Origin of the sequence: Nocardia testacea NBRC 100365 (genome assembly GCF_000308775.1) — a bacterium.
In the GTDB taxonomy this organism is placed as follows: domain Bacteria; phylum Actinomycetota; class Actinomycetes; order Mycobacteriales; family Mycobacteriaceae; genus Nocardia; species Nocardia testacea.
On sequence record NZ_BAGJ01000252.1, the window covers coordinates 1 to 17,837 of the forward strand.

Sequence of the window (17,837 nt, forward strand, 5' to 3'; positions counted from 1 at the left end):
GGCTACCGGTGTTGCGGCGCAGGTCGCGGCAGCAGATCGGCCGCATCCAATATGTGTGGCAGGAGTCGGCGGCCTCCTTCGACCCCCGCCGCGGCGTGCTCGATCAGGTCGCCGCCACCGGCACCGGACTCCGCGGGATGACCCGGGCGGAAGCCCGGGCCGCCGCGGTGGAGCTGCTCGCGGAATTCGGGATCGAGCAGGCGCAGGCCCGGCGCCCGCCCGCCGGGCTCTCCGGTGGGCAACTGCAGCGTGCCGCGCTGGCGCGGGCGTTGCTGGCCGGACCGCGGCTACTGCTGTGCGACGAAGTGACCACCGCGCTCGACGAACCCACCGCCCGGCACATCCTGGACCGGCTGGACGACTACCGCGCCCGCAGTGGTGCGACCGTGGTGTCGATCAGCCACGATCTCCGCGGCCGGCTGGCCCGCTGCGATCGCATCGCGGTGCTGGACCGCGCGCGGATCGCCGAGCTCGGCACACCCGCGGAACTATTCGCCCGCCCCCGCACGCGGGTCCTGTCCGAGCTGGTGCGGGCCGACGGGCTCGATTCCGGGCGCCCCGCTTCCCAGCATCAGCTCGAGCGCAATCGGTGACGCGCGGCCACCGGCCGCCGAGACTCGTCGCTGTGACAGCAAACCCGCAGCACGCGTTGCCGGCGACCGCTCCGGCACGTCCACTTCCGGCCGGTATCGGCCCGAACGGCCGAGGAGGCGACCGTGACTCGTGAACTCCATCTGGCAGGCTTCCTGATCGCCTCGCACGTCACGCACTCGCATGCGGCATGGCGTCATCCCGCCTCGGAAACCGATTACCTGGGCCCCGGCTATTACCGGCGAGTGGCGCAAACTCTGGAACGGGGCAAATTCGACTTCGTGTTCTTCGCCGACCTGCTGGCCACCCCGGTCCGCTACGGCAACGATATCCGGGAGCCGCTGCGCAGCGGCACCCAGGCGTCGGCGACACTCGATCCGTCGCTGGTCGCCGCCGGGCTGGCGAATGTGACCGAGCGGCTCGGGCTGGCGATCACCAAATCCACCACGTACTTCCATCCCTACGAGGTGGCCCGGATCTTCGCGACCCTCGACCATCTCTCCGGCGGCCGGGCCGGCTGGAACGTGGTGACCTCGCTGAATCAGGCCGAGGCGCAGAATTTCGGGGCCGACGACCATCTCGGGCACGACGAGCGATACGAACGCGCACAGGAATTCCTCGAAGTCGCCTACAAACTGTGGGGCAGCTGGGATACCGACGCCCTCGTGCGCGACAAGGTCTCCGGCGTATTCGCCGATCCGGACAAGGTGCGGACCGTGGACCACGAGGGCGCCTGGTTCAAGACCCGGGGCCCGCTGACGGTGCCGCGGTCCCCGCAGCACCGTCCGGTCATCATCCAGGCCGGTTCCTCACCGGTGGGCAAGGATTTCGCCGCGCGCTGGGCGGAGGCGATCTTCGAGATCGATCCGACCCCCGAAGGCCGGCGCGCCTACTACGACGATGTGAAATCGCGGGCGGTGAACTTCGGGCGCAACCCCGACGACATCAAGATATTCCCGTCGTTCGTACCGTTCGTCGGCGAGACCGAGGCCATCGCCCGGGAGAAGCAGGCCTTCCACAACGAACTCGCCGACCCGGTCTCCGGACTCATCACGCTCTCGGTGCACACCGATCACGATTTCTCCCGCTACGACCTGGACGCGCCGATCGAGGATCTGGTGGTCCCGGGGACCCAGGGGCTGTTCGAGGTGGCCCGCCGGCTCAGCGCCACCGAGAACCTCACCCTGCGCGATATCGGCAAGCTGTACGCCCAGGGTGTGTTGCTACCACAGTTCGTCGGCACCGCCGAGCAGATCGCCGATCAGATCGAAGCCGGTTTCACCGGCGGTGAGGCCGACGGCTACATCCTCTCCGCGGCCCAGGCGCCGGGCACCTTCCACGATTTCGTCGATCTCGTGGTGCCCGAACTCCAGCGGCGCGGCCTGTTCCGGACCGAGTACACCGGGACCACGCTGCGCGACCATCTGGGCTTGGGCCCGGCCTCCCTCACCCCGGTCGCGCGCCCGGCCGCCGCCGTCGGCTGAGTACGGTCCGCCGGGACCCGGTTCGGCCGGGTCCCGGGGGTCAGTCCGCGATATTCGCGCGCAACAGGTCCCGGGCGGCCGGTCCGCCGTCGAGGGCCCGAGTGTCGCGGCGGGTGATCCGCCAGCCGTGCGAGGTGCGGGCGAGCCGGAAACTGTTCGCCCCCGCCCGCCACACCCGGTACCCGTCGTCGTACCGCCGCACCAGCAGCGATTCACAGATGGCCATGGCCGAATCGCCGTCGAGGACGACCCGGGCCGGTCCGAGGAAATGGGCACAACCCGCATCGATGAGGGAGTGGTGCGCCGCCGATTCCACCATCGCGTGGATATCCGCGCGACTGCGCATCGACCAGCCCTCGACGTCGTATTCCCCGTCCTCGGTCCACAGATTCGCCACCTCCGCGGCGGCCCCGGCGTCGACGAACGGGCCGTAGGAGGCGAGCAGCCGGGTGATCGCCATTTCGTCCTCGAGCCGGCGCACCCGTTCCTCCAGGCGCGCTATCCGATCCTCGTCCACAGCTGATCCTTTCCGTCGCGGTCGTCGGAGCGGGCCGCCCGCCGCGTAGTCGATATCGGTGGCGCGCAGGCCCGGCACGGGGGAATCCTCACCGCGGCGGGTCTTCGGCCGCGCCGATGAGCCGGCGCATCATCCGGTCCGCGCCCAGCACGGCCGCCGCGCGATCGGGGTCGCTGCGCCGGGCCGCGAGCTTCTCGTGGGCGCCGATGACATGGACCGGGCCCCGTCCCAGCGCCGCGAGACCTTCCGCGGCCACCTCGTCGGGTTCGGAGACCGGCATGCCGGGAATGTCGAAATCCAGACCCACCCGCTGCATCGCCGGGGTGCGGGTGACCCCGAGCACGAGCTCGAGGACGTCCACACCGTGCTCGCGAAGTTCGAGCCAGAGTCCTTCGGCGAAGATCCGGCCGAACGCTTTCACTCCGCCGTAGACCGTGTGCCGTCGCGATCCCAGATACCCGGCCAGCGAACCCACCAGCAGGAGCCCGCCGCGCCGCCGGTCACGCATCGGGGCGCCGAGCCCGGCGACCAGGGCGAGCGGGGTGGTGATGTTGAGTTCGACGACGCGCTGGAAGGCAGCGGGATCGCCGTCGAGGAACTCGGCGCTGTGGGTGTTGGCGCCGGCATTGTGGATCAGCAGCCCGACCTCGACATCGGCGACCGCGTCGAGTACCGCCGCCGCGGCGTCGGGGTGGGTCAGGTCGGCGGTCAGGGTGCGGACCGTAACGCCCAGGGCCCGGCATTCCGCGGCGGTCTCTTCGAGCGGGCCGGCACGCCGAGCCACCAGCAGCAGGTGGATACCGGATTCGGCGAGTCGCCGGGCGAACGATCGGCCCACGCCTTCGGAACCGCCGGTGATCACCGCCCACGGGCCGTAGCGCCCGGGATCGACAGGGGGCATAGCTGGGTCTCCGTTCGGGTTTCGGGATCGGACCACACCCAGTTCTACAACCGGCGGCGCGGAAATACTAGAGTGAATTCTAGTTTTTCGAATGGAGGTATCCAGTGCCGCGGATCGCCGAACCCCGGGAGCCGGGCCGCCCGACCACCACGCCCCAGCGTGAGCGGCGGCGCGCCATCCTGCGCGCCGCCGCCCGGCTCGGCGCCGAACAAGGTCTCGAGCACGTCCAGATGTCCGATATCGCGACGGCGGCGGGGGTGGCGCTGGGGACGCTGTACCGCTACTACCCGTCCAAACATCATCTCTTCTCGGGGGTCCTCGAATCGGCCGTCGCGGATCTGCCCGTTCCGGAGCCGGTGCCGGACGATCCGCTGGGCGCCGTGGCCGACCTGCTCGAATCCGCGGTGACCGGGCTGCTCCGCCGCCCGCTGCTCGGTCGCGCCATGCTGGTCTCGGCGAACGCCGTGCGCTCGGCCGGGCCGGTGGCGGTCGACACCACGCTGCGCGACCGTATCCTCGCCGCCGCCGGGATCAGCACGCCCGACGAGTCGGATCAGCAATCGGCCCGGCTCGCCGAGCAGTGCGCCTACGGCATCCTGACCTGGGCCACGGCCGGACAGCTGACCTCGGAACAGGCGGTTACCGATATGCGCCGGGCCGCCACTCTGCTGCTCGCGCCCTGGGCCTCCCGCGGTCCGGCAGGTTAGCCGCCGCGGTCGCCGCCGGACACCGCGGCCGTGGCTGCCGGGGCCGGTGCGCGCCGCCGCTCCCAGGCTCTGGCCAGCCCGATCGCCAGCCCCACGTACACCCAGCCCAGCAGTACATCGATCACATAGTGCTCGCCCCCGTACACCAGGGTGAAACCCATTGCCAACGGGAAGGCGGCCAACGGCACCCGCCACCACCAGCGCCGGGCCGCCGGCCACAGCGTGACCGCGATCAGCAGCGCGAAGGCCGCGTGCAGCGACGGGATCGCGGCGACCGGGTTGCTGTGCGCGGCCAGCCAGTCCGCGCCGATATCGACCGAGTACAACCGGAATCCGAAACCGGTGGCGCGGTGTATCTCGGTCTGGATCACCCCGGCGCGGGCGGCGTACCAGGGCGGTGCGGCGGGCAGCAGGACGTAGGTCACCAGGCCGAGATAGGACAGCAGCAGGATCCGGCGCATGTATCCCGACCAGCGTTCGCGCGACAGGACGTAGAGGATCGCGGCGATCAGCCAGGGCAGCAGGAAGTGGCTGGTGTACACGAGTCCGGTGAAGACGGTCCACCAGGGACGCCCGCCGTCCCCGGACAACTGCTCCTGTAACCACACCGTGGGTACGGTCCCCCCGAACAGGGCACGTTCCACCACGACGGGTTCGTGGACCCGCAGCGGCATCCCGAGGGTGTTGGCGATGCCGCGCGTGTGGTCGTAGACGACAAGCGCGGCGATCAGCGGTACCCAGTCGACGAGAATACGTAGCTGGTCCCGCCAGGGACGGTCCGGCGCGAACGCCGCGATCCCCACGACGATCCACAGCGCCTGATAGATCCGCTGGGTCGGCGGACCGAAGAGCACGGTGACCGCGAGCAGCGCGAGCAGGTACATCGACCACACGCCACTGCGCAGCAGCTTGCGGTGCCGTTGCGCGGCCGGTACCTCGGTGGCGGGCGCACCCATCCCCACAGTTTTCATCAACCGGCCCGGATCCGCCGTGGCGACCTGCGCAAACGACGCGTGATCGAGACCGCCGCAGCGGGCCGCCCAGCGCGGGGTGAACGCTCCCCGGTAGGCCGCCGCCGGCTGCGATCCGGGCAGGCGGTCGCGTCCGGCCTCTGCGGTGGCGGGTGGGAGGCGCGGAGTCGTCCTATCGGAGGACGCGCGCCGGCGGACCGGGCCATACGGTCGACGTATGGAGCCGTCGTCCGCCGACCCGCCGACCCGCGCCGCCGTATCCACTGGAATTCTGGTGGTATTCGCGGCTGTCACCGGTTGGTGGATGCTGCTCATCGATGGAGTGGGCGCAGTCACCGGCACCGAGTACACCCGTGGCGGGCATATCGTCCGGGCAGTGGGGGCGACGCTGTTTGTGATTCCCCTGATCGGGCTGATGCTGCGGTTCCCCGTCCGGCTCCGCTGGTCCGATCTGGGGCTCACCGAGTGGCGGATCGGATGGAAACAGTTCGTATCCGGTGCCGCCTGCTGGGCCGGCCCGGCGCTGCTCACGCTCGCCGTACTGGTAGGGGCAGGATGGACCGAGTTGACCGTGCGGGCGCCGGTGGCCGAGATCGCCGTCGCCGTGCTCGGGCTCGCCGTGCTCGTACTGCTCTATGAGGCGATACCCGAGGAGTTGGTGTTCCGCGGATACATCTTCGCCGTCCTGGCGGGCCGTTTCGCACCCGCCTGGGCGGTACTGGGTCAGACGACGCTGTTCACCGCTTGGGGTGCGCTGAACGGCGGCCCGATCTCGGTCGATCGCACGGTCCTGTTCGCGCTGTTCGCCACTGTGCTGGGCGCGCTGCGCACGGTGACCGGCAGCCTCTGGTCCTGTATGGGCTTCCACACGGCATTCCAGGTAACGGCCCAGTTCTTCGGCGGAGCCTGGACCCAGATGGAGTTGCACGATCCAGACCTGACCGTCGCCGCGGTGGCGTTCGTCGCCGTGCCGTTCGCGTCGACCTCGGGGCTGCTGCTGTGGTGGCGGCGCCGTTCTGGAAAAGCCATACAAGGACAGACACAGCAGGCGGGTCTGCCCTGATGTTCTATCCAGCGCTGGTGACGCCCGCTGCCGGGCGCTCTTCGACAACCGGCCCGCACAAGCGATCTGATCCGGGGAAACCCCGACAGCCGGCCCGATCGGCGGATGGCAGGGCGAGGCGGGGCTGTGCTGTCCACTCGATCTCGATCACCCGGCGGGTCGGTCTATCGGATTGGTACCGAACCGACTGGACAGGGCAACCGTGCTTTCGAGGTCGGCGAAGGCACCGTGCGGGTGACGGCGCGCTTCGTCGAGGAAGCTCTCGCGCATCCGGGAGACGAAGTCGAGGCGAGGGTAGATACCGAGGATCCCGGAAAGATCGTCCCGCGAGATTTCTTCATGACCGAGTCCCGCTACATCGACGGCTGCGCCGGCCTGAATCACCCGGTACAGAGGAACTTGCTCGGCGACGAGGTTGGTGTGCCGCAGAATCGCCTCCTCTACCAGGCGGATTCGATCGGACTCCCACCCACGCGTCTGCAGGAATCGGCAGGCGAGGTCTGCTCCGACCTGACCGAATTCATCGGCACCGCGGTAGGTGTCGGTGAGCCCGAGGTCGTGGATCATCGCGGCGACGAAGGCTGCTTCGTCGTCGATGTCGCGGTCGGTGACGAGGCAACGACCGAACAGGTAGGTACGGTAGCTGTGATTGAACAGGTACGTGGGCGCCGCCTCGACGGCGAGGTCGGCTGCCGCACGGGCGGTCGGCGAATCGGGAATCACGGGAATCATCGAGAACTCCTGGAGTACCGGGTAAATGAACAATCACGATCGTCAACCCGCCCGTTGATGGCCGCAAGGACATTGTTGTGCCGGATTCAGCCATCCCTTCTCGTCCGAATCCGACATGTTCCCGTCCTTGCAGACCTGAACCGTAATTCGGAAGACTGTGCCGGTGACGCCACATGTTGTCGTGATCGCCGCCTTCGACGGAGTAGAACTTCTCGACGTCGCCGGGCCGATCCAAGTATTCGCAACGGCGAGCCGCCTCGTCCACGTTGCGGCTCCCGGCTATCGGACGCTGGTCGCGGGACCGGAGAAGGGTGTCGTCCGATGCGCCGGGGGCACATGCGTCGTCGCCGAGGCGTCCTGGGACGAGGTAGCTCGGCAGATCGACACCCTGATCGTGCCCGGTGGCCTGTCGTTGGATGGGACGGCACCGAAGGCGCTGGTGGACGAGGCGCTCATCGACTGGCTGGCAGTGCAAGCCCACCGGGTGCCACGGATCGCATCGGTCTGCGCGGGGGCCCATACCTTGGCGGCGGCGGGTCTCCTCGATGGGCGACGCGCAACAACGCACTGGTCGACTACGTCCCAGTTGGTCGCCGAGCATCCCGACGTACTGGTCGAACCCGACTCCATCTTCGTCCGAGATGAACACGTCTGGACCTCGGCGGGGGTATCCACGGGAATAGACTTGGCTCTCGCGTTGGTCGCCGCCGACCACGACGTCGAGTTGGCACGCCGCGTCGCACGCTGGCTCGTAATGTATTTGCGGCGGCCGGGTGGCCAGAGCCAATTCAGTGAACTCTTGGCGCGCTCGACGGCCACCGACGCCCAGATCGCACGTCTGCAGGCGTGGATGCCGGACAATCTCACCGAGAACCTTTCCAACTCCGCGCTGGCACAACGCGCCGGCCTCAGCGTTCGTCATTTCTCCCGAGTGTTCCGCAAACAGGTGGGGACCGCACCGGCGCACTATGTGGAGTCGATCCGAGTCGATGCCGCAGCACGCCGGCTCGTACACACCCGCGACGGACTTCGTTCTATCGCACAGTCCGTGGGCTTCGGCTCCGTCGAGACGCTGCACCGAGTTTTCAAACAACATTTCGGCGTAACCCCTGACGTCTACCGTGAGCGCTTCTCGTACTGACCGCCACAACACGCCAGCTCCCGAGCAGGCTCGAGACGAGCACGCGAGCAATCGGCGGCCTGAGATCCGGTTCGTCGGGCGTGAGGAGCCGACCCGTGACCCAGCAGTCCCGATACACCCGCCCAGCACCCTCGGCTTCGGCGCAGCGCAGCCTGCGCGGCCGCGACTCCTACGACGATATGGAACCGGTCCTGGCCGACCTGGCCGCCCTCGACCCCGCTGATCCTGCCCGTGCCCGGCTGCGCGAGGAGGCCATCGGCCGGTGTCTGCCGCTGGCGCGTAGGTCACCGACGCCACGCGAGCAGCGGGCGATGGTCGCCGGCCGCCGCCGCTGACCAGCGGCTACGGAACCCGCCTACGTCACGCGGGACCGGATCCCGACGCGGCTCGCGGGGGGGTCCGGCGTAGTGCCACCGCACCGGCTCGCCCGGCCGCGGCGGGGTGAGCCGCACATCCTCGCGTGGTCCGGCGTCGGTCAGTCGCCGGGTGCCGTGGTGGCCGCGTGCAGCAGGGAAAGCGCGGCGGCGCGGGCTTGTTCGTGGGCCCGGTCCGGGCCCCGGTGGGCCGCCACCGCGGTCGCACCTTCCATCAGAATGAGCAGTTGGCGGCCCAGTGCGTCCGGTGCGGCGGCACCGGCCCGGCCGGCTATATCGGTGAACAGCGCCAGGCACCGGTCCAGATGGCGCGCCGTGATCGCCCGGACCTCGGGGTCGTAGTGCTGGGTCGCGGCATTGATCATGGCGCAGCCGCGGAAGCCCGGTTCGCGATACCACTCGCCCAGCGCTTGGAAGACGGCGGCCAGGCGAGCCGCCGGGTCGGCGCCCGCTGCCGCGGCCGCCGCGGTCAGCCAGGTGATCACCCGGTCGCTGCGTGCTTCGAGTACGGCGTGCACGAGTCCGTCCTTGGTGCCGAAGTGCCGATACAGCGTCTCCTTCGAGATGCCCAGGCGCTTGCACAGTTCGGCGACCCCGACGCCGTCGATCCCGCGGTCGTAGAGCAGCGGTGCGGCGGCGTCGATGACGGAGGCCCGGGTGCGGGCCGGATCGATGGTGGAGCCCTTGGCTACTGGCATACAACTGATGGTACCGATCGGTTCCATGCTCTGCTATGTTTGATGGAACTGATCGGTACCATCTAGGGGAGTCTCATGCCGGAAGCCCTCGGCGCACCGCCGCGCCGGATCCGGATGCGCGTCCGGACCCGGTCGTCCGGGAGCCGCGGCGCACCGGGTCCGCCCGAGCCCGCCGCGCCGGGACCGGCGTTGCGGCAGGCGCTGTGCCTGGCGTTCGGCACCGCTTCGGCGCTCGGCTTCGCGCGTTTCGCCTACGGTCTGCTACTGCCGGTCATGCGCGACGATCAGGGCTGGAGCTCGGCGGCCGCCGGAATACCGGCCACGGCGAACGGCTCGGGCTACCTGCTCGGGGCACTGGCGACGCCCCTGCTCGCCCGCCGCTTCGGTACGACGTGGGTCTTTCGCGGCGGGACGGTTCTCACCGCCGCGGCGCTGGCCGCCACCGGGAGCGGCGGCGACTATCTGTTGTTGTTGCTACTGCGGGCCGCCGCGGGGGCTGCGGGGGCCGCGGTGTTCATCAGCGGTGGCGTTCTCGCTGCCCACCTCGCGGTCCGGGCCGGGTCGGGTACGCCCATCACGGTGTATTTCGCCGGGACCGGGCTGGGGGTGATCCTGAGTGGTATCGGACTTCCGTTGACGGGTGGTAACTGGCAGCTCGCGTGGTTCGGACTGGGCGTCGCCGCGGCCGTGGCCACCATGGTGAGCTGGTCCGCCGCCGGTGAGCCGGTCCCGGTCGCCCCACGGGCCGGGCGCGTGCGGTGGCGCGCGCTGCGGTCGACCGTGCCGGCCTACGCCTTGTTCGCGGCGGGATACATCACCTACATCACCTTCCTGTCCGCGTACCTGCTGGGCCGGTCGGCCTCGACCGCCGAAGTCGTGGGCGTATGGGGCACCGTGGGACTCGCGGTGATCATCGGGCCCGCACTGTGGCGCCGGCCGATCGCGCACCGGCCCGGCAACCGGGTCCTGGCCGGTGCGCTGGCCGCGCTGAGCGGCGGCGCGGCGCTCACCCTGATCTCCTCGGACCCCGCTGTCACGCTCACCGCCGCGGCGGTCTACGGAGCGATGTTCATGACCGTGCCCGCGGTCGTCACCGCCATCGTCAAGAACCACACCCCGGCCGTCGACTGGACTCCCACGCTCGCTTTCTGCACCGCCGTGTTCGCGGCCGGGCAGACGGTGGGGCCCTGGGCCGCCGGCGCGCTCGCCGATCGCCTCGGCGCCACGGCGCCGGTGTGGTGGACGGTCCTGCTCTGCGGCCTCGGCGCGCTCGTCGCGGCGGCCTGCCCCCTACCCGATCGAACGACGAAGGAGAACGAACACCCATGACGACATTCGTGCTGATTCCCGGTATGTGCCACGGCGCGTGGTGTTTCGACGACATCGCCTCCCGGCTCCGCGACGAAGGGCATCGCGTACTGCCGTTGACGCTGACCGGGGTCGGCGACCGCGGCCACCTGCGCCACCCGGGCGTGAACCTCGATACCCATATCGAGGACGTCACCGCGACGCTGGCCGTTGAGAACGTTCACGACGCGGTACTCGTCGGCCACAGCTACGGGGGCATGGTGATCACCGGGGCCGCGGACCGCGCGCCGGATCGTGTCGCGGCACTGGTGTACGTGGACGCCATGGTGCCCGGACACGGTGACTCCTGCTGGGATCTCGCTTCCGAGCAGGAGCACCGGTGGTATCTGGATGTGATGGACACCGGCGACGCCGTCCGGCCGCTACCGTTCTTCGACCCCAGGGCCACACCACATCCGCTGGCATCGGTGCTCCAGCCGTTGGCCCTCGGCGGAGATCTCGCGCATATCCGGAGCCGGACCTATGTCTACGCCGCCGGGTGGGAGACTCCCTCGCCGTTCACGGAGGTCTACGCGCGCCTGGGCCGGGACCCCGGGTGGACCACGCACTCGCTGGCCGGTGGGCACAACCTGATGCGCGACGACCCCGCGGGCCTGCTGACGATCCTGCGCGGCGCGCTCGAGGCGCGCTGACCGGAGCCGGCACTGTCCGCGCGGCTAGGCTCGGGCGGTATGAGCCTGGGCGAGGTGGCCGCCGATCTGTACGGGCTGGCGCCCGCGGATTTCGTGGCCGCGCGCGACGCCCGCGCCGGTGCGGCCAAGGAATCCGGTGATCGGGAACTGGCGGCCGCGATCACGGCCCTGCGCAAACCCACAGTGGCGGCCTGGGCGGTGAACTCGCTGGTGCGCGCGGCTCCCCGCGAGGTGGACGCCCTGCTGCGGCTCGGCGCCGATCTGCGGACGGCGCAGCGGCAGTTGTCCGGTGATCGGTTGCGCGAACTGACCCGGCAGCGCCGGCAGGTGGTGGACGCCTTGGCCGAACGGGCGGGCGAGGTGGCCGCCGACCGGGGCCGACCCGTATCCGAGGCGGTACTGCGTCAAGTGGGCGAGACGCTGACGGCCGCCCTGGCCGATTCCGATATCGCCGAGCGGGTCCGCACCGGCACCCTGGACACCGCGCAGAGCTATGCGGGATTCGGCCCGGACGACCCGGATCTCACCGTGGTCCGGGAGCGGCCGAAGGCAGGCAGCACCGAGGGCCGGCGGAAGAAGAAGCCCGCCGGACCCACCGCCGCCGACCGCGCACGCGAATCGCGCGCCGAGGCCGACCGGCGGCGCGCACAGGAAGAACTGGCCGCCGCGGAAACGGCCGCCCGTGCGGCCCTCGACGCCGCCGAGGAAGAAGCACGGCGGGCGGCCGGGCACCTCGAGGCCGCCACCGCGCGGGTGGCCGAACTCCGCGACGAACTCGCCGCGGCACAGGACCGGCACCGATTCGCCCGCACCGCCGATCGCGCCGCCCGCGAGGCGGTCCGGGCGGCGACCGTGGAACTGGAACGGGTCCGGCGGCGCAGGCACTGAGAGGGCAGCTCGTTCCGCGAAGGGTGTGTCGCGGGGTGCGTTACGGCCGTGCCGCGAAATTCCACGGAAAGGGGCGTTATCGTGTCATGCGCGGCGGCGACAGCCGCAAACGCCGCTGTCCGGATCGTATCGGCTGGTCAGAGGGTATGCCGGGCCGCGCATTCGGGGCGGGAGCCGGCTCGAACACGCAGCGGGCCCGCATTTTCCGGCATCGGCACCGGCGCGTCGGCGGGGGCACCGGAGGCCGTTGGGCTGTAATGGTCGGCGCTCGATCGGTTTCCGTGTGTGATGTCCTCCCGTTCAGGAAGGTTCTCGTATGCGTCGTTTCGTGATGGCTCTGGGTTCGGCCGCGCTGGCGATTGCGGTGACATCGGCAGTGGACAGCGGCGCGCACGCCGCGACCGGGCAGGTCGCCCTACGGTGGATCGCCGACGGGAGCCGGGTCGAGAAGGTCATCGACAATCCCAGCGGCTGTATCGATCTCAGCGCGGTCGGGGTGGTCGGCCGGGCGTCGGTGCGTAACCTCACCGACCGGAAGGTCAAGCTCTGGAACGGCATCGGCTGCCGCGGCACCTACGGCGGCCGTATCGAACACGGCGAGCACAACGGCCGGTGGGGTTTTCCCGACTGGAGTATCTACATCTCGTCCTGATCCCGGCGGTGCTCCGCGACTCGCCGTGAGCGGACCGGTTTTCGGGGTATCCGGTACACGAGACCCAGTGGAGGTGTTGTGTGAAGGCCGAAGACGAGAGCGGCACGCCCGGCTCGGTGAGCCCGTTCAATCCGGCGGACCCGCTCGACCCGGCGAGCCCGGTGAATCCGGCGAACCCGGTGGATCCCGGGGACGCGATCAACCCGGCGGGCACGGTGGTGCCGGTGGTCCCGATCGCCGACGATCAGCCGATGCGTACCTGGTTGTGGCCCACGCTGCTGATCTTCGGCCTGGTGGTCGGGGGCGCGCTGCTGGTGATGATCTTGGTGAGTACCGCCGATTTCGGCGAGCAACCCGCCCAGGTCACACCGACTCCGGGGCAGTGCCAGACATTCTGTACGACTACAGTCGCGCCGCGGTGACCACCGATGGGACACCCGGCGCCGGGTGTCCCATCGGTACCTCCGAGACGGCTACTGCGCGCCCTGCTGCCCGGTATCCGGATCCTGAGCGGTACGCAGTGCGGTTTCCAGCTCCTGGCGCAGGCGCGCGGCGGTGGCTTCGTCCCCCGCGTCCTCGGCCGTGGTGATGTCCTGGTTCAGCTGGGCGATGGTGTCCTGGATGGTCATCGGTCCTCCGTTCTCTCGCCTGAGCGATCGCGCCGCACGACCGTCTGCCGGCTACGGCGCCCGTCATAGTGCGCATGACCGTTTTCGCCGGTCCGAAACACCGGCCCGGCATCCGGTCGTGGCCGGCGCGGGCCGTCGGCCGATTCACACTCGCTTGATTTTCAGATCACGTTTCGATCACCGCGGCATGGGGGTATACCTCGTCCAACGAGGTTTGGGAAAGCCCGAGGAGCGTCCGGTGAACGTAACGACCGAAGCCACGACCGACCAGCACGCCGAAGACCGTGCGCCGAGTACCGCCCATGTGCCCGGCCCCGGCGACAGCTACGACAACATCGAACCGTTGTTCGCCGAACTGGCGGCGCTGGCGCCCGAGGATCCGCGCCGCCGGGCGCTACGTGAGCGGATCGTGCACCGCTGCCTGCCGTTGGCCGAACATATCGCGCGCCGTTTCTCCGGCCGCGGCGAAGCGTTCGACGATCTGCTCCAGATCTCGCGGCTCGGCCTGGTGCAGGCGGTGGACCGCTTCGACGGGTCGCGAGGCAGCTCGTTCCTGTCCTTCGCCATCCCGACCATCATGGGCGAGGTACGCCGCCACTTCCGCGATCACACCTGGGCCGTGCGGGTGCCGCGGGGCACCAAGGAACTGCATCTGCGGATCGGCCCGGCCACCGAGACGCTGTACCAGCGGCTGGGGCGGATGCCCACCGCGCGCGAGATCGCCGCGGAACTCGACGCCGACCTCACCGACGTCACCCGGGCGCTCATCGCCGGTAACGCGCACACCAGCAGCTCGCTCGACGCCCCCACCGACGATCACGACGACGAAGTCTCGCCGCCCGCGGTATTGGCTCGGCTCGGCGGGGAGGATCCCTGCTACCGGCTGCTCGAGGACGCGATGACGCTGCGCCCGCTGATCGCGCAACTGCCCCAGCGGGAACGGCAGATCCTGGTCTGGCGGTTCTTCGCGAACATGACCCAGGTGCAGATCGCCGAACGACTCGATATCTCGCAGATGCAGGTGTCGCGGATCCTCGCCAAAACCCTGCGGACCCTGCGCGAACAGGCGACGGCCGAGCCCGGCGAGGGCGATTCGATCACCACGGCCGCCTGATCCCGGACCGGGCCCCGCCCGGGTCCGCGGGACGGTGCGTCGCTGTCGAGGGAGTCGGTGGCGACGGACGGGCGCGCCGGACAGGCGTCGCCGTCGTACGTACCGGTCACTTCTTCTCGCGCTGGGTGGGTGACCGGCTGCCCTCGCCCCGGGAATTCGGATCCGGTCGAGTGGGATCGGCGACCGTGACCGCGGAAGCGGCCAGCGTGCTCGGCGTGGACCTGGAACTGAACGGGAAACGGGCGATCATCACCGGCGGCAGCAAGGGGATCGGACTGGCCGTCGCGCGCGGGCTGGCCGGCGAGGGCGCGGATGTGGTGCTCGCGGCTCGCTCGGCCGGGCCACTCGAGGCCGCGGCCGCCGCGGTGGCCGCCGAGACGGGCCGGCGGGTACTTGCCGTGCCCACCGATACCGGCGACGACGACCAGGTCCGGGAACTCGTGCTACGCACGGTCGCCGAACTCGGCGGGGTGGACATCCTGGTGAAAGCCGCCGCCACCCCGTGGAGTGCGGGGTCGCCGGCCGGGCCGGCCGACACCACCGACGAGATCGTGCGCCGGGAGGTCGAGATCAAGGTGCTCGGGTATCTACGCACTGCCCGTGCCGTGGCGCCGTTGGTCGAGCAGCGGTGGGGGAGGATTGTCAATATCAGCGGACTCGGTGCGCGGCAGGCGAATTCGGTTGCGCAGACCATCCGGAACATCAGTGTGTCCGCGCTGACCAAGAACCTGGCCGACGAACTCGGCCCGTCGGGTGTCAATGTCACCGTGGTTCACCCCGGCCTGACCAGAACCGAACGTCTCACCGACCGTTTGGCTGCCGATGCCGAGAAATCCGGACGCGCGATTGCCGAACTCGAGGCCGAGATCGCGCGCAACACCCTGCGGCGGGTCATCGATGCGAGTGAAGTCGCCGATGTGGTCACCTTCCTGGCCTCGCCGCGCAGTATCGCCATCACCGGTGACGCCGTCGCGGTGGGCGGTGGCGTCCCCGGCCCGGTGTATTACTGATCGACTGTGGGAGTACGTCTTCCGCGGTCACCGTGACCCCGACCGCGGCATGGATCGGCCGGTCGGCGACCCGGCCGTGTCCGATCTTCACCATGGCGTCGATGAACTGCGCTACGAAGACCTCATACAGCGGCCGGCTCGACCATGCCTGCCACTTCTCGACCATCTTGTCGGTGATCCGGCAGAGCGTCTCCTTCGACACCGACGCCCCATGAGTCCAGGCGAAATAACAGTTTCGACAATTCCTCGGCGGCCATGAAGGTCTCGGGCCTCGGGAGTGGGAAGATTCCGTCACCACAGACGGAAAGAGTCTGGCATGGAAAGATTTTCGGCAATGATCTTCCCGGCTCGGATGTTCGGACTGCGGAAGACATCATTCCTACGTTTACCGATGCTCGTGGCCGCGGCTGTCCTACTGTTGCCGACCTCCGGCGTAGGGAGCGCCGCACCACCTGTCGGCGCCAACGGTGATTGGCCGATGTGGCAGTTCGACCTCGCCGGCTCCCGGCACAATCCACACGAGACCGCTCTCACGCCGGCCACGGTGTCCTCGTTGCAGCTGAAGTGGGCGTTCGCGTTCCCCGACGCGATCGCCGCGTCCAGCCAGCCGGCGGTCGTGGACGGGACCGTGTACGTCGGTGGCCGCAACGGCACATTCTATGCGCTGGACGCAGCCACCGGTGCCACCCGCTGGTCGTTCCGGGCCGAGACACCTCTCGGCGGAAACCTCCCGACATACGGGTTGCGTAACGGGCCCGCGGTCGTCGACGGAACGGTCTATTTCGGCGACAACTCGGCCAGAATGTGGGCCCTCGACGCGCGGACCGGTGCCCAGCGTTGGGTCCGCCGATTGGACAATCATCGCTACGCGATCATCACCGGTTCGCCCCTCGTGTTCGAGGGTCACGTCTATGTCGGTGTATCCAGTCAAGAGCTGGGTGCGGCCACCAGCGACCTGTACCCGTGTTGCACCTTCCGGGGGAGTGTCGTGGCGCTCGACGCCGCGACCGGAAATGTGCAATGGCAGCACTACACGATTCCGCCACCGGAGCCGACCCCCACCGGGTCGCCGCCGTTCGCCCCCAGCGGTGCGCCGGTGTGGTCGTCACCCACGATCGATCCGGAGTCGCGCACGCTGTACTACACCGCGGGCAACCCCTACACCGGTCATCCCGAAGGCGCGGAAGCGATCGGCGCGCTGGATATCGACACCGGGGCCGCTCGGTGGGTCCGCCGGATGACCCCCGGGGACGCCCCCTGGAACGGCCGCTGCACGTACCCGCCGCCGGGCGGCAACTGCCCGGAGCCCGGTCATGATTTCGACTTCGGTTCGCAACCGAACATATTCGAGATAGGTGACCGCTCGGTCGTCGGCGCGGGCCAGAAGAGCGGTGTCTACCACCTGCTCGACGCCGCCACCGGCGAAATCGTCTGGCAGACCCGGTTGAACACGCCGGTGCCGGTGCTGCCCATCCCGGGCTCGGAATCGCTGCAAGGCATCCAGTGGGGTGCCGGCTATGACGGCCACCGCCTGTATGTCGCCACTTATCAGGGCACGCCGGGCACACTTTTCGCATTGCACCCGGCGACCGGTGAGGTCATCTGGAGCACACCGAATCCCACCCATGGGTGTCTGTTCGATCCACCGCCGATACCGATGCTTCCGCTGTGCCAGCTCGCCATGCCGAACGCCGTATCGTCGACCCCCGGCCTGGTCTACGAGGGCAGTCTGGACGGCAAAATGCGCGTTTTCTCCGCCGAGACCGGCGCCATCCTCTGGGAATACAACACGGCTCGGTACTTCCACACCGTGAACGGGGTGCCGGGGGTCGGTGGCGGTATCAACGGCCATGGCGCCGTCGTCGCGAACGGCATGCTGTTCACCAATTCCGGTTACGGCCGGCAGATCACCACCGGTATGCCGGGCAATGTCCTGTTGGCCTTCGGTCTTCCCTGACTTGCTCCGATTGCGGTGTGCACGGGGCATCGATCCACGCCCTGATATACACGGCATATGCCGCCGAGTGCAGATTCCGAATCCGCCGTCTTCGACGACCTGGTGGCCGCCGCCGACGCGCCCGTGTACATCGTCACCCTGGCCGCGGGCGGTGAGCGGTCCGGATGCCTGGTGGGATTCGCGTCCCAGATCGGGATCGAGCCCGCCCGGTTCCTGGTCTGCCTCTCCGAGACCAATCACACCTACCGGGTCGCGGCGGGTGCGGAGTTCGTGGCCGTGCACCTCGTCGGTGCGCACGACGCGGAACTCGCCGCGCTGTTCGGGGCGCAGACCGGCGACGAGATCGACAAATTCGAGCGGTGCCGCTGGCGCTCCGGCCCGCACGGGGTCCCGATCCTGCTCGACGCC

At 69.4% G+C, this 17,837-nt stretch carries 22 protein-coding genes; 15 read left to right on the forward strand and 7 right to left on the reverse strand.

Annotated elements, in window-relative coordinates; translation table 11 throughout:
* Positions 1-593, forward strand: a 593-nt coding sequence (locus ON38_RS26575) for an ATP-binding cassette domain-containing protein (protein WP_039827762.1), incomplete at its 5' end; no start/stop codon positions are given.
* A gap of 123 nt (positions 594-716) precedes the next feature.
* Positions 717-2,075 carry an LLM class flavin-dependent oxidoreductase gene (locus ON38_RS26580; protein WP_039827763.1) on the forward strand — a complete coding sequence of 453 codons (1,359 nt, stop codon included), beginning with the start codon at positions 717-719 and terminating at the stop codon, positions 2,073-2,075.
* A gap of 40 nt (positions 2,076-2,115) precedes the next feature.
* Here the strand turns inward: ON38_RS26580 and ON38_RS26585 are convergent, their stop codons facing one another.
* The gene (locus ON38_RS26585) at positions 2,116-2,592 is read right to left on the reverse strand and encodes a nuclear transport factor 2 family protein (protein WP_039827774.1); all 477 of its coding nucleotides are present in this window, start codon (positions 2,590-2,592) and stop codon (positions 2,116-2,118) included.
* Between the two features lie 88 nt (positions 2,593-2,680).
* Positions 2,681-3,493 carry an SDR family NAD(P)-dependent oxidoreductase gene (locus ON38_RS26590; protein WP_039827764.1) on the reverse strand — a complete coding sequence of 271 codons (813 nt, stop codon included), beginning with the start codon at positions 3,491-3,493 and terminating at the stop codon, positions 2,681-2,683.
* 104 nt (positions 3,494-3,597) lie between these two features.
* Between ON38_RS26590 and ON38_RS26595 the strand changes: the two genes are divergently transcribed.
* Entirely contained in the window at positions 3,598-4,200 is a 603-nt protein-coding gene (locus tag ON38_RS26595; protein ID WP_039827765.1) for a TetR/AcrR family transcriptional regulator, read from the forward strand.
* Here the strand turns inward: ON38_RS26595 and ON38_RS26600 are convergent.
* A complete protein-coding gene (locus tag ON38_RS26600) occupies positions 4,197-5,156 on the reverse strand; it encodes a phosphatase PAP2 family protein (protein WP_083873117.1) in 960 nt (319 codons plus the stop codon). The two genes, ON38_RS26595 and ON38_RS26600, sit on opposite strands and share 4 nt — an antisense overlap.
* Positions 5,157-5,388: 232 nt before the next feature.
* On the opposite strand from ON38_RS26600, the gene ON38_RS26605 reads away from it, so the two are divergent.
* Positions 5,389-6,234 (forward strand): CPBP family intramembrane glutamic endopeptidase, encoded by an 846-nt coding sequence (locus tag ON38_RS26605; RefSeq protein WP_051165207.1) that lies wholly within the window; start codon positions 5,389-5,391, stop codon positions 6,232-6,234.
* A gap of 147 nt (positions 6,235-6,381) precedes the next feature.
* Here the strand turns inward: ON38_RS26605 and ON38_RS26610 are convergent, their stop codons facing one another.
* The gene (locus ON38_RS26610; protein WP_157181923.1) at positions 6,382-6,957 is read right to left on the reverse strand and encodes an HD domain-containing protein; all 576 of its coding nucleotides are present in this window, start codon (positions 6,955-6,957) and stop codon (positions 6,382-6,384) included.
* 190 nt (positions 6,958-7,147) lie between these two features.
* Between ON38_RS26610 and ON38_RS26615 the strand changes: the two genes are divergently transcribed.
* Together ON38_RS26615 and ON38_RS26620 are read left to right on the forward strand one after the other, a co-directional pair.
* A complete protein-coding gene (locus ON38_RS26615) occupies positions 7,148-8,107 on the forward strand; it encodes a GlxA family transcriptional regulator (protein WP_245564221.1) in 960 nt (319 codons plus the stop codon).
* 95 nt (positions 8,108-8,202) lie between these two features.
* Entirely contained in the window at positions 8,203-8,442 is a 240-nt protein-coding gene (locus ON38_RS26620) for a hypothetical protein (protein WP_039827767.1), read from the forward strand.
* A gap of 140 nt (positions 8,443-8,582) precedes the next feature.
* On the opposite strand, the gene ON38_RS26625 is transcribed toward ON38_RS26620, so the two are convergent.
* Positions 8,583-9,179 carry a TetR/AcrR family transcriptional regulator gene (locus ON38_RS26625; protein ID WP_039827778.1) on the reverse strand — a complete coding sequence of 199 codons (597 nt, stop codon included), beginning with the start codon at positions 9,177-9,179 and terminating at the stop codon, positions 8,583-8,585.
* 75 nt (positions 9,180-9,254) lie between these two features.
* On the opposite strand from ON38_RS26625, the gene ON38_RS26630 reads away from it, so the two are divergent.
* The 5 genes from ON38_RS26630 to ON38_RS26650 all read left to right on the forward strand — a co-directional run bounded on the left by ON38_RS26630 (position 9,255) and on the right by ON38_RS26650 (position 13,141).
* Positions 9,255-10,508: a YbfB/YjiJ family MFS transporter gene (locus ON38_RS26630; RefSeq protein WP_051165209.1), complete on the forward strand. Its 1,254-nt coding sequence runs from the start codon at positions 9,255-9,257 to the stop codon at positions 10,506-10,508.
* Positions 10,505-11,179, forward strand: a complete 675-nt coding sequence (locus tag ON38_RS26635; RefSeq protein ID WP_039827768.1) for an alpha/beta fold hydrolase — start codon at positions 10,505-10,507, stop codon at positions 11,177-11,179. Before ON38_RS26630 ends, ON38_RS26635 begins: the two co-directional genes overlap by 4 nt.
* 39 nt (positions 11,180-11,218) lie before the next feature.
* Entirely contained in the window at positions 11,219-12,067 is an 849-nt protein-coding gene (locus ON38_RS26640; RefSeq protein WP_039827769.1) for a hypothetical protein, read from the forward strand.
* A 316-nt stretch (positions 12,068-12,383) separates the two neighbouring features.
* On the forward strand, positions 12,384-12,719 hold the full coding sequence (locus ON38_RS26645; RefSeq protein WP_039827770.1) for a hypothetical protein: 336 nt from the start codon (positions 12,384-12,386) through the stop codon (positions 12,717-12,719).
* A gap of 80 nt (positions 12,720-12,799) precedes the next feature.
* Positions 12,800-13,141, forward strand: a complete 342-nt coding sequence (locus ON38_RS26650) for a hypothetical protein (RefSeq protein ID WP_039827771.1) — start codon at positions 12,800-12,802, stop codon at positions 13,139-13,141.
* 51 nt (positions 13,142-13,192) lie between these two features.
* On the opposite strand, the gene ON38_RS36360 is transcribed toward ON38_RS26650, so the two are convergent.
* The gene (locus ON38_RS36360) at positions 13,193-13,348 is read right to left on the reverse strand and encodes a hypothetical protein (protein WP_157181924.1); all 156 of its coding nucleotides are present in this window, start codon (positions 13,346-13,348) and stop codon (positions 13,193-13,195) included.
* A 238-nt stretch (positions 13,349-13,586) separates the two neighbouring features.
* Between ON38_RS36360 and ON38_RS26655 the strand changes: the two genes are divergently transcribed.
* On the forward strand, positions 13,587-14,462 hold the full coding sequence (locus ON38_RS26655; protein ID WP_373281252.1) for an RNA polymerase sigma factor SigF: 876 nt from the start codon (positions 13,587-13,589) through the stop codon (positions 14,460-14,462).
* Positions 14,463-14,677: 215 nt separating this feature from the next.
* Positions 14,678-15,472 carry an SDR family NAD(P)-dependent oxidoreductase gene (locus ON38_RS26660; protein WP_039827781.1) on the forward strand — a complete coding sequence of 265 codons (795 nt, stop codon included), beginning with the start codon at positions 14,678-14,680 and terminating at the stop codon, positions 15,470-15,472.
* Here the strand turns inward: ON38_RS26660 and ON38_RS36365 are convergent.
* Positions 15,417-15,674 (reverse strand): transposase, encoded by a 258-nt coding sequence (locus ON38_RS36365; protein WP_157181925.1) that lies wholly within the window; start codon positions 15,672-15,674, stop codon positions 15,417-15,419. The two genes, ON38_RS26660 and ON38_RS36365, sit on opposite strands and share 56 nt — an antisense overlap.
* A gap of 276 nt (positions 15,675-15,950) precedes the next feature.
* Between ON38_RS36365 and ON38_RS26670 the strand changes: the two genes are divergently transcribed.
* Complete coding sequence (locus ON38_RS26670; protein WP_218000840.1) at positions 15,951-17,429, forward strand: outer membrane protein assembly factor BamB family protein; 1,479 nt, start codon at positions 15,951-15,953, stop codon at positions 17,427-17,429.
* A 57-nt stretch (positions 17,430-17,486) separates the two neighbouring features.
* A partial coding sequence (locus tag ON38_RS26675) for a flavin reductase family protein (RefSeq protein ID WP_039827773.1) occupies positions 17,487-17,837 on the forward strand: 351 nt, incomplete at its 3' end.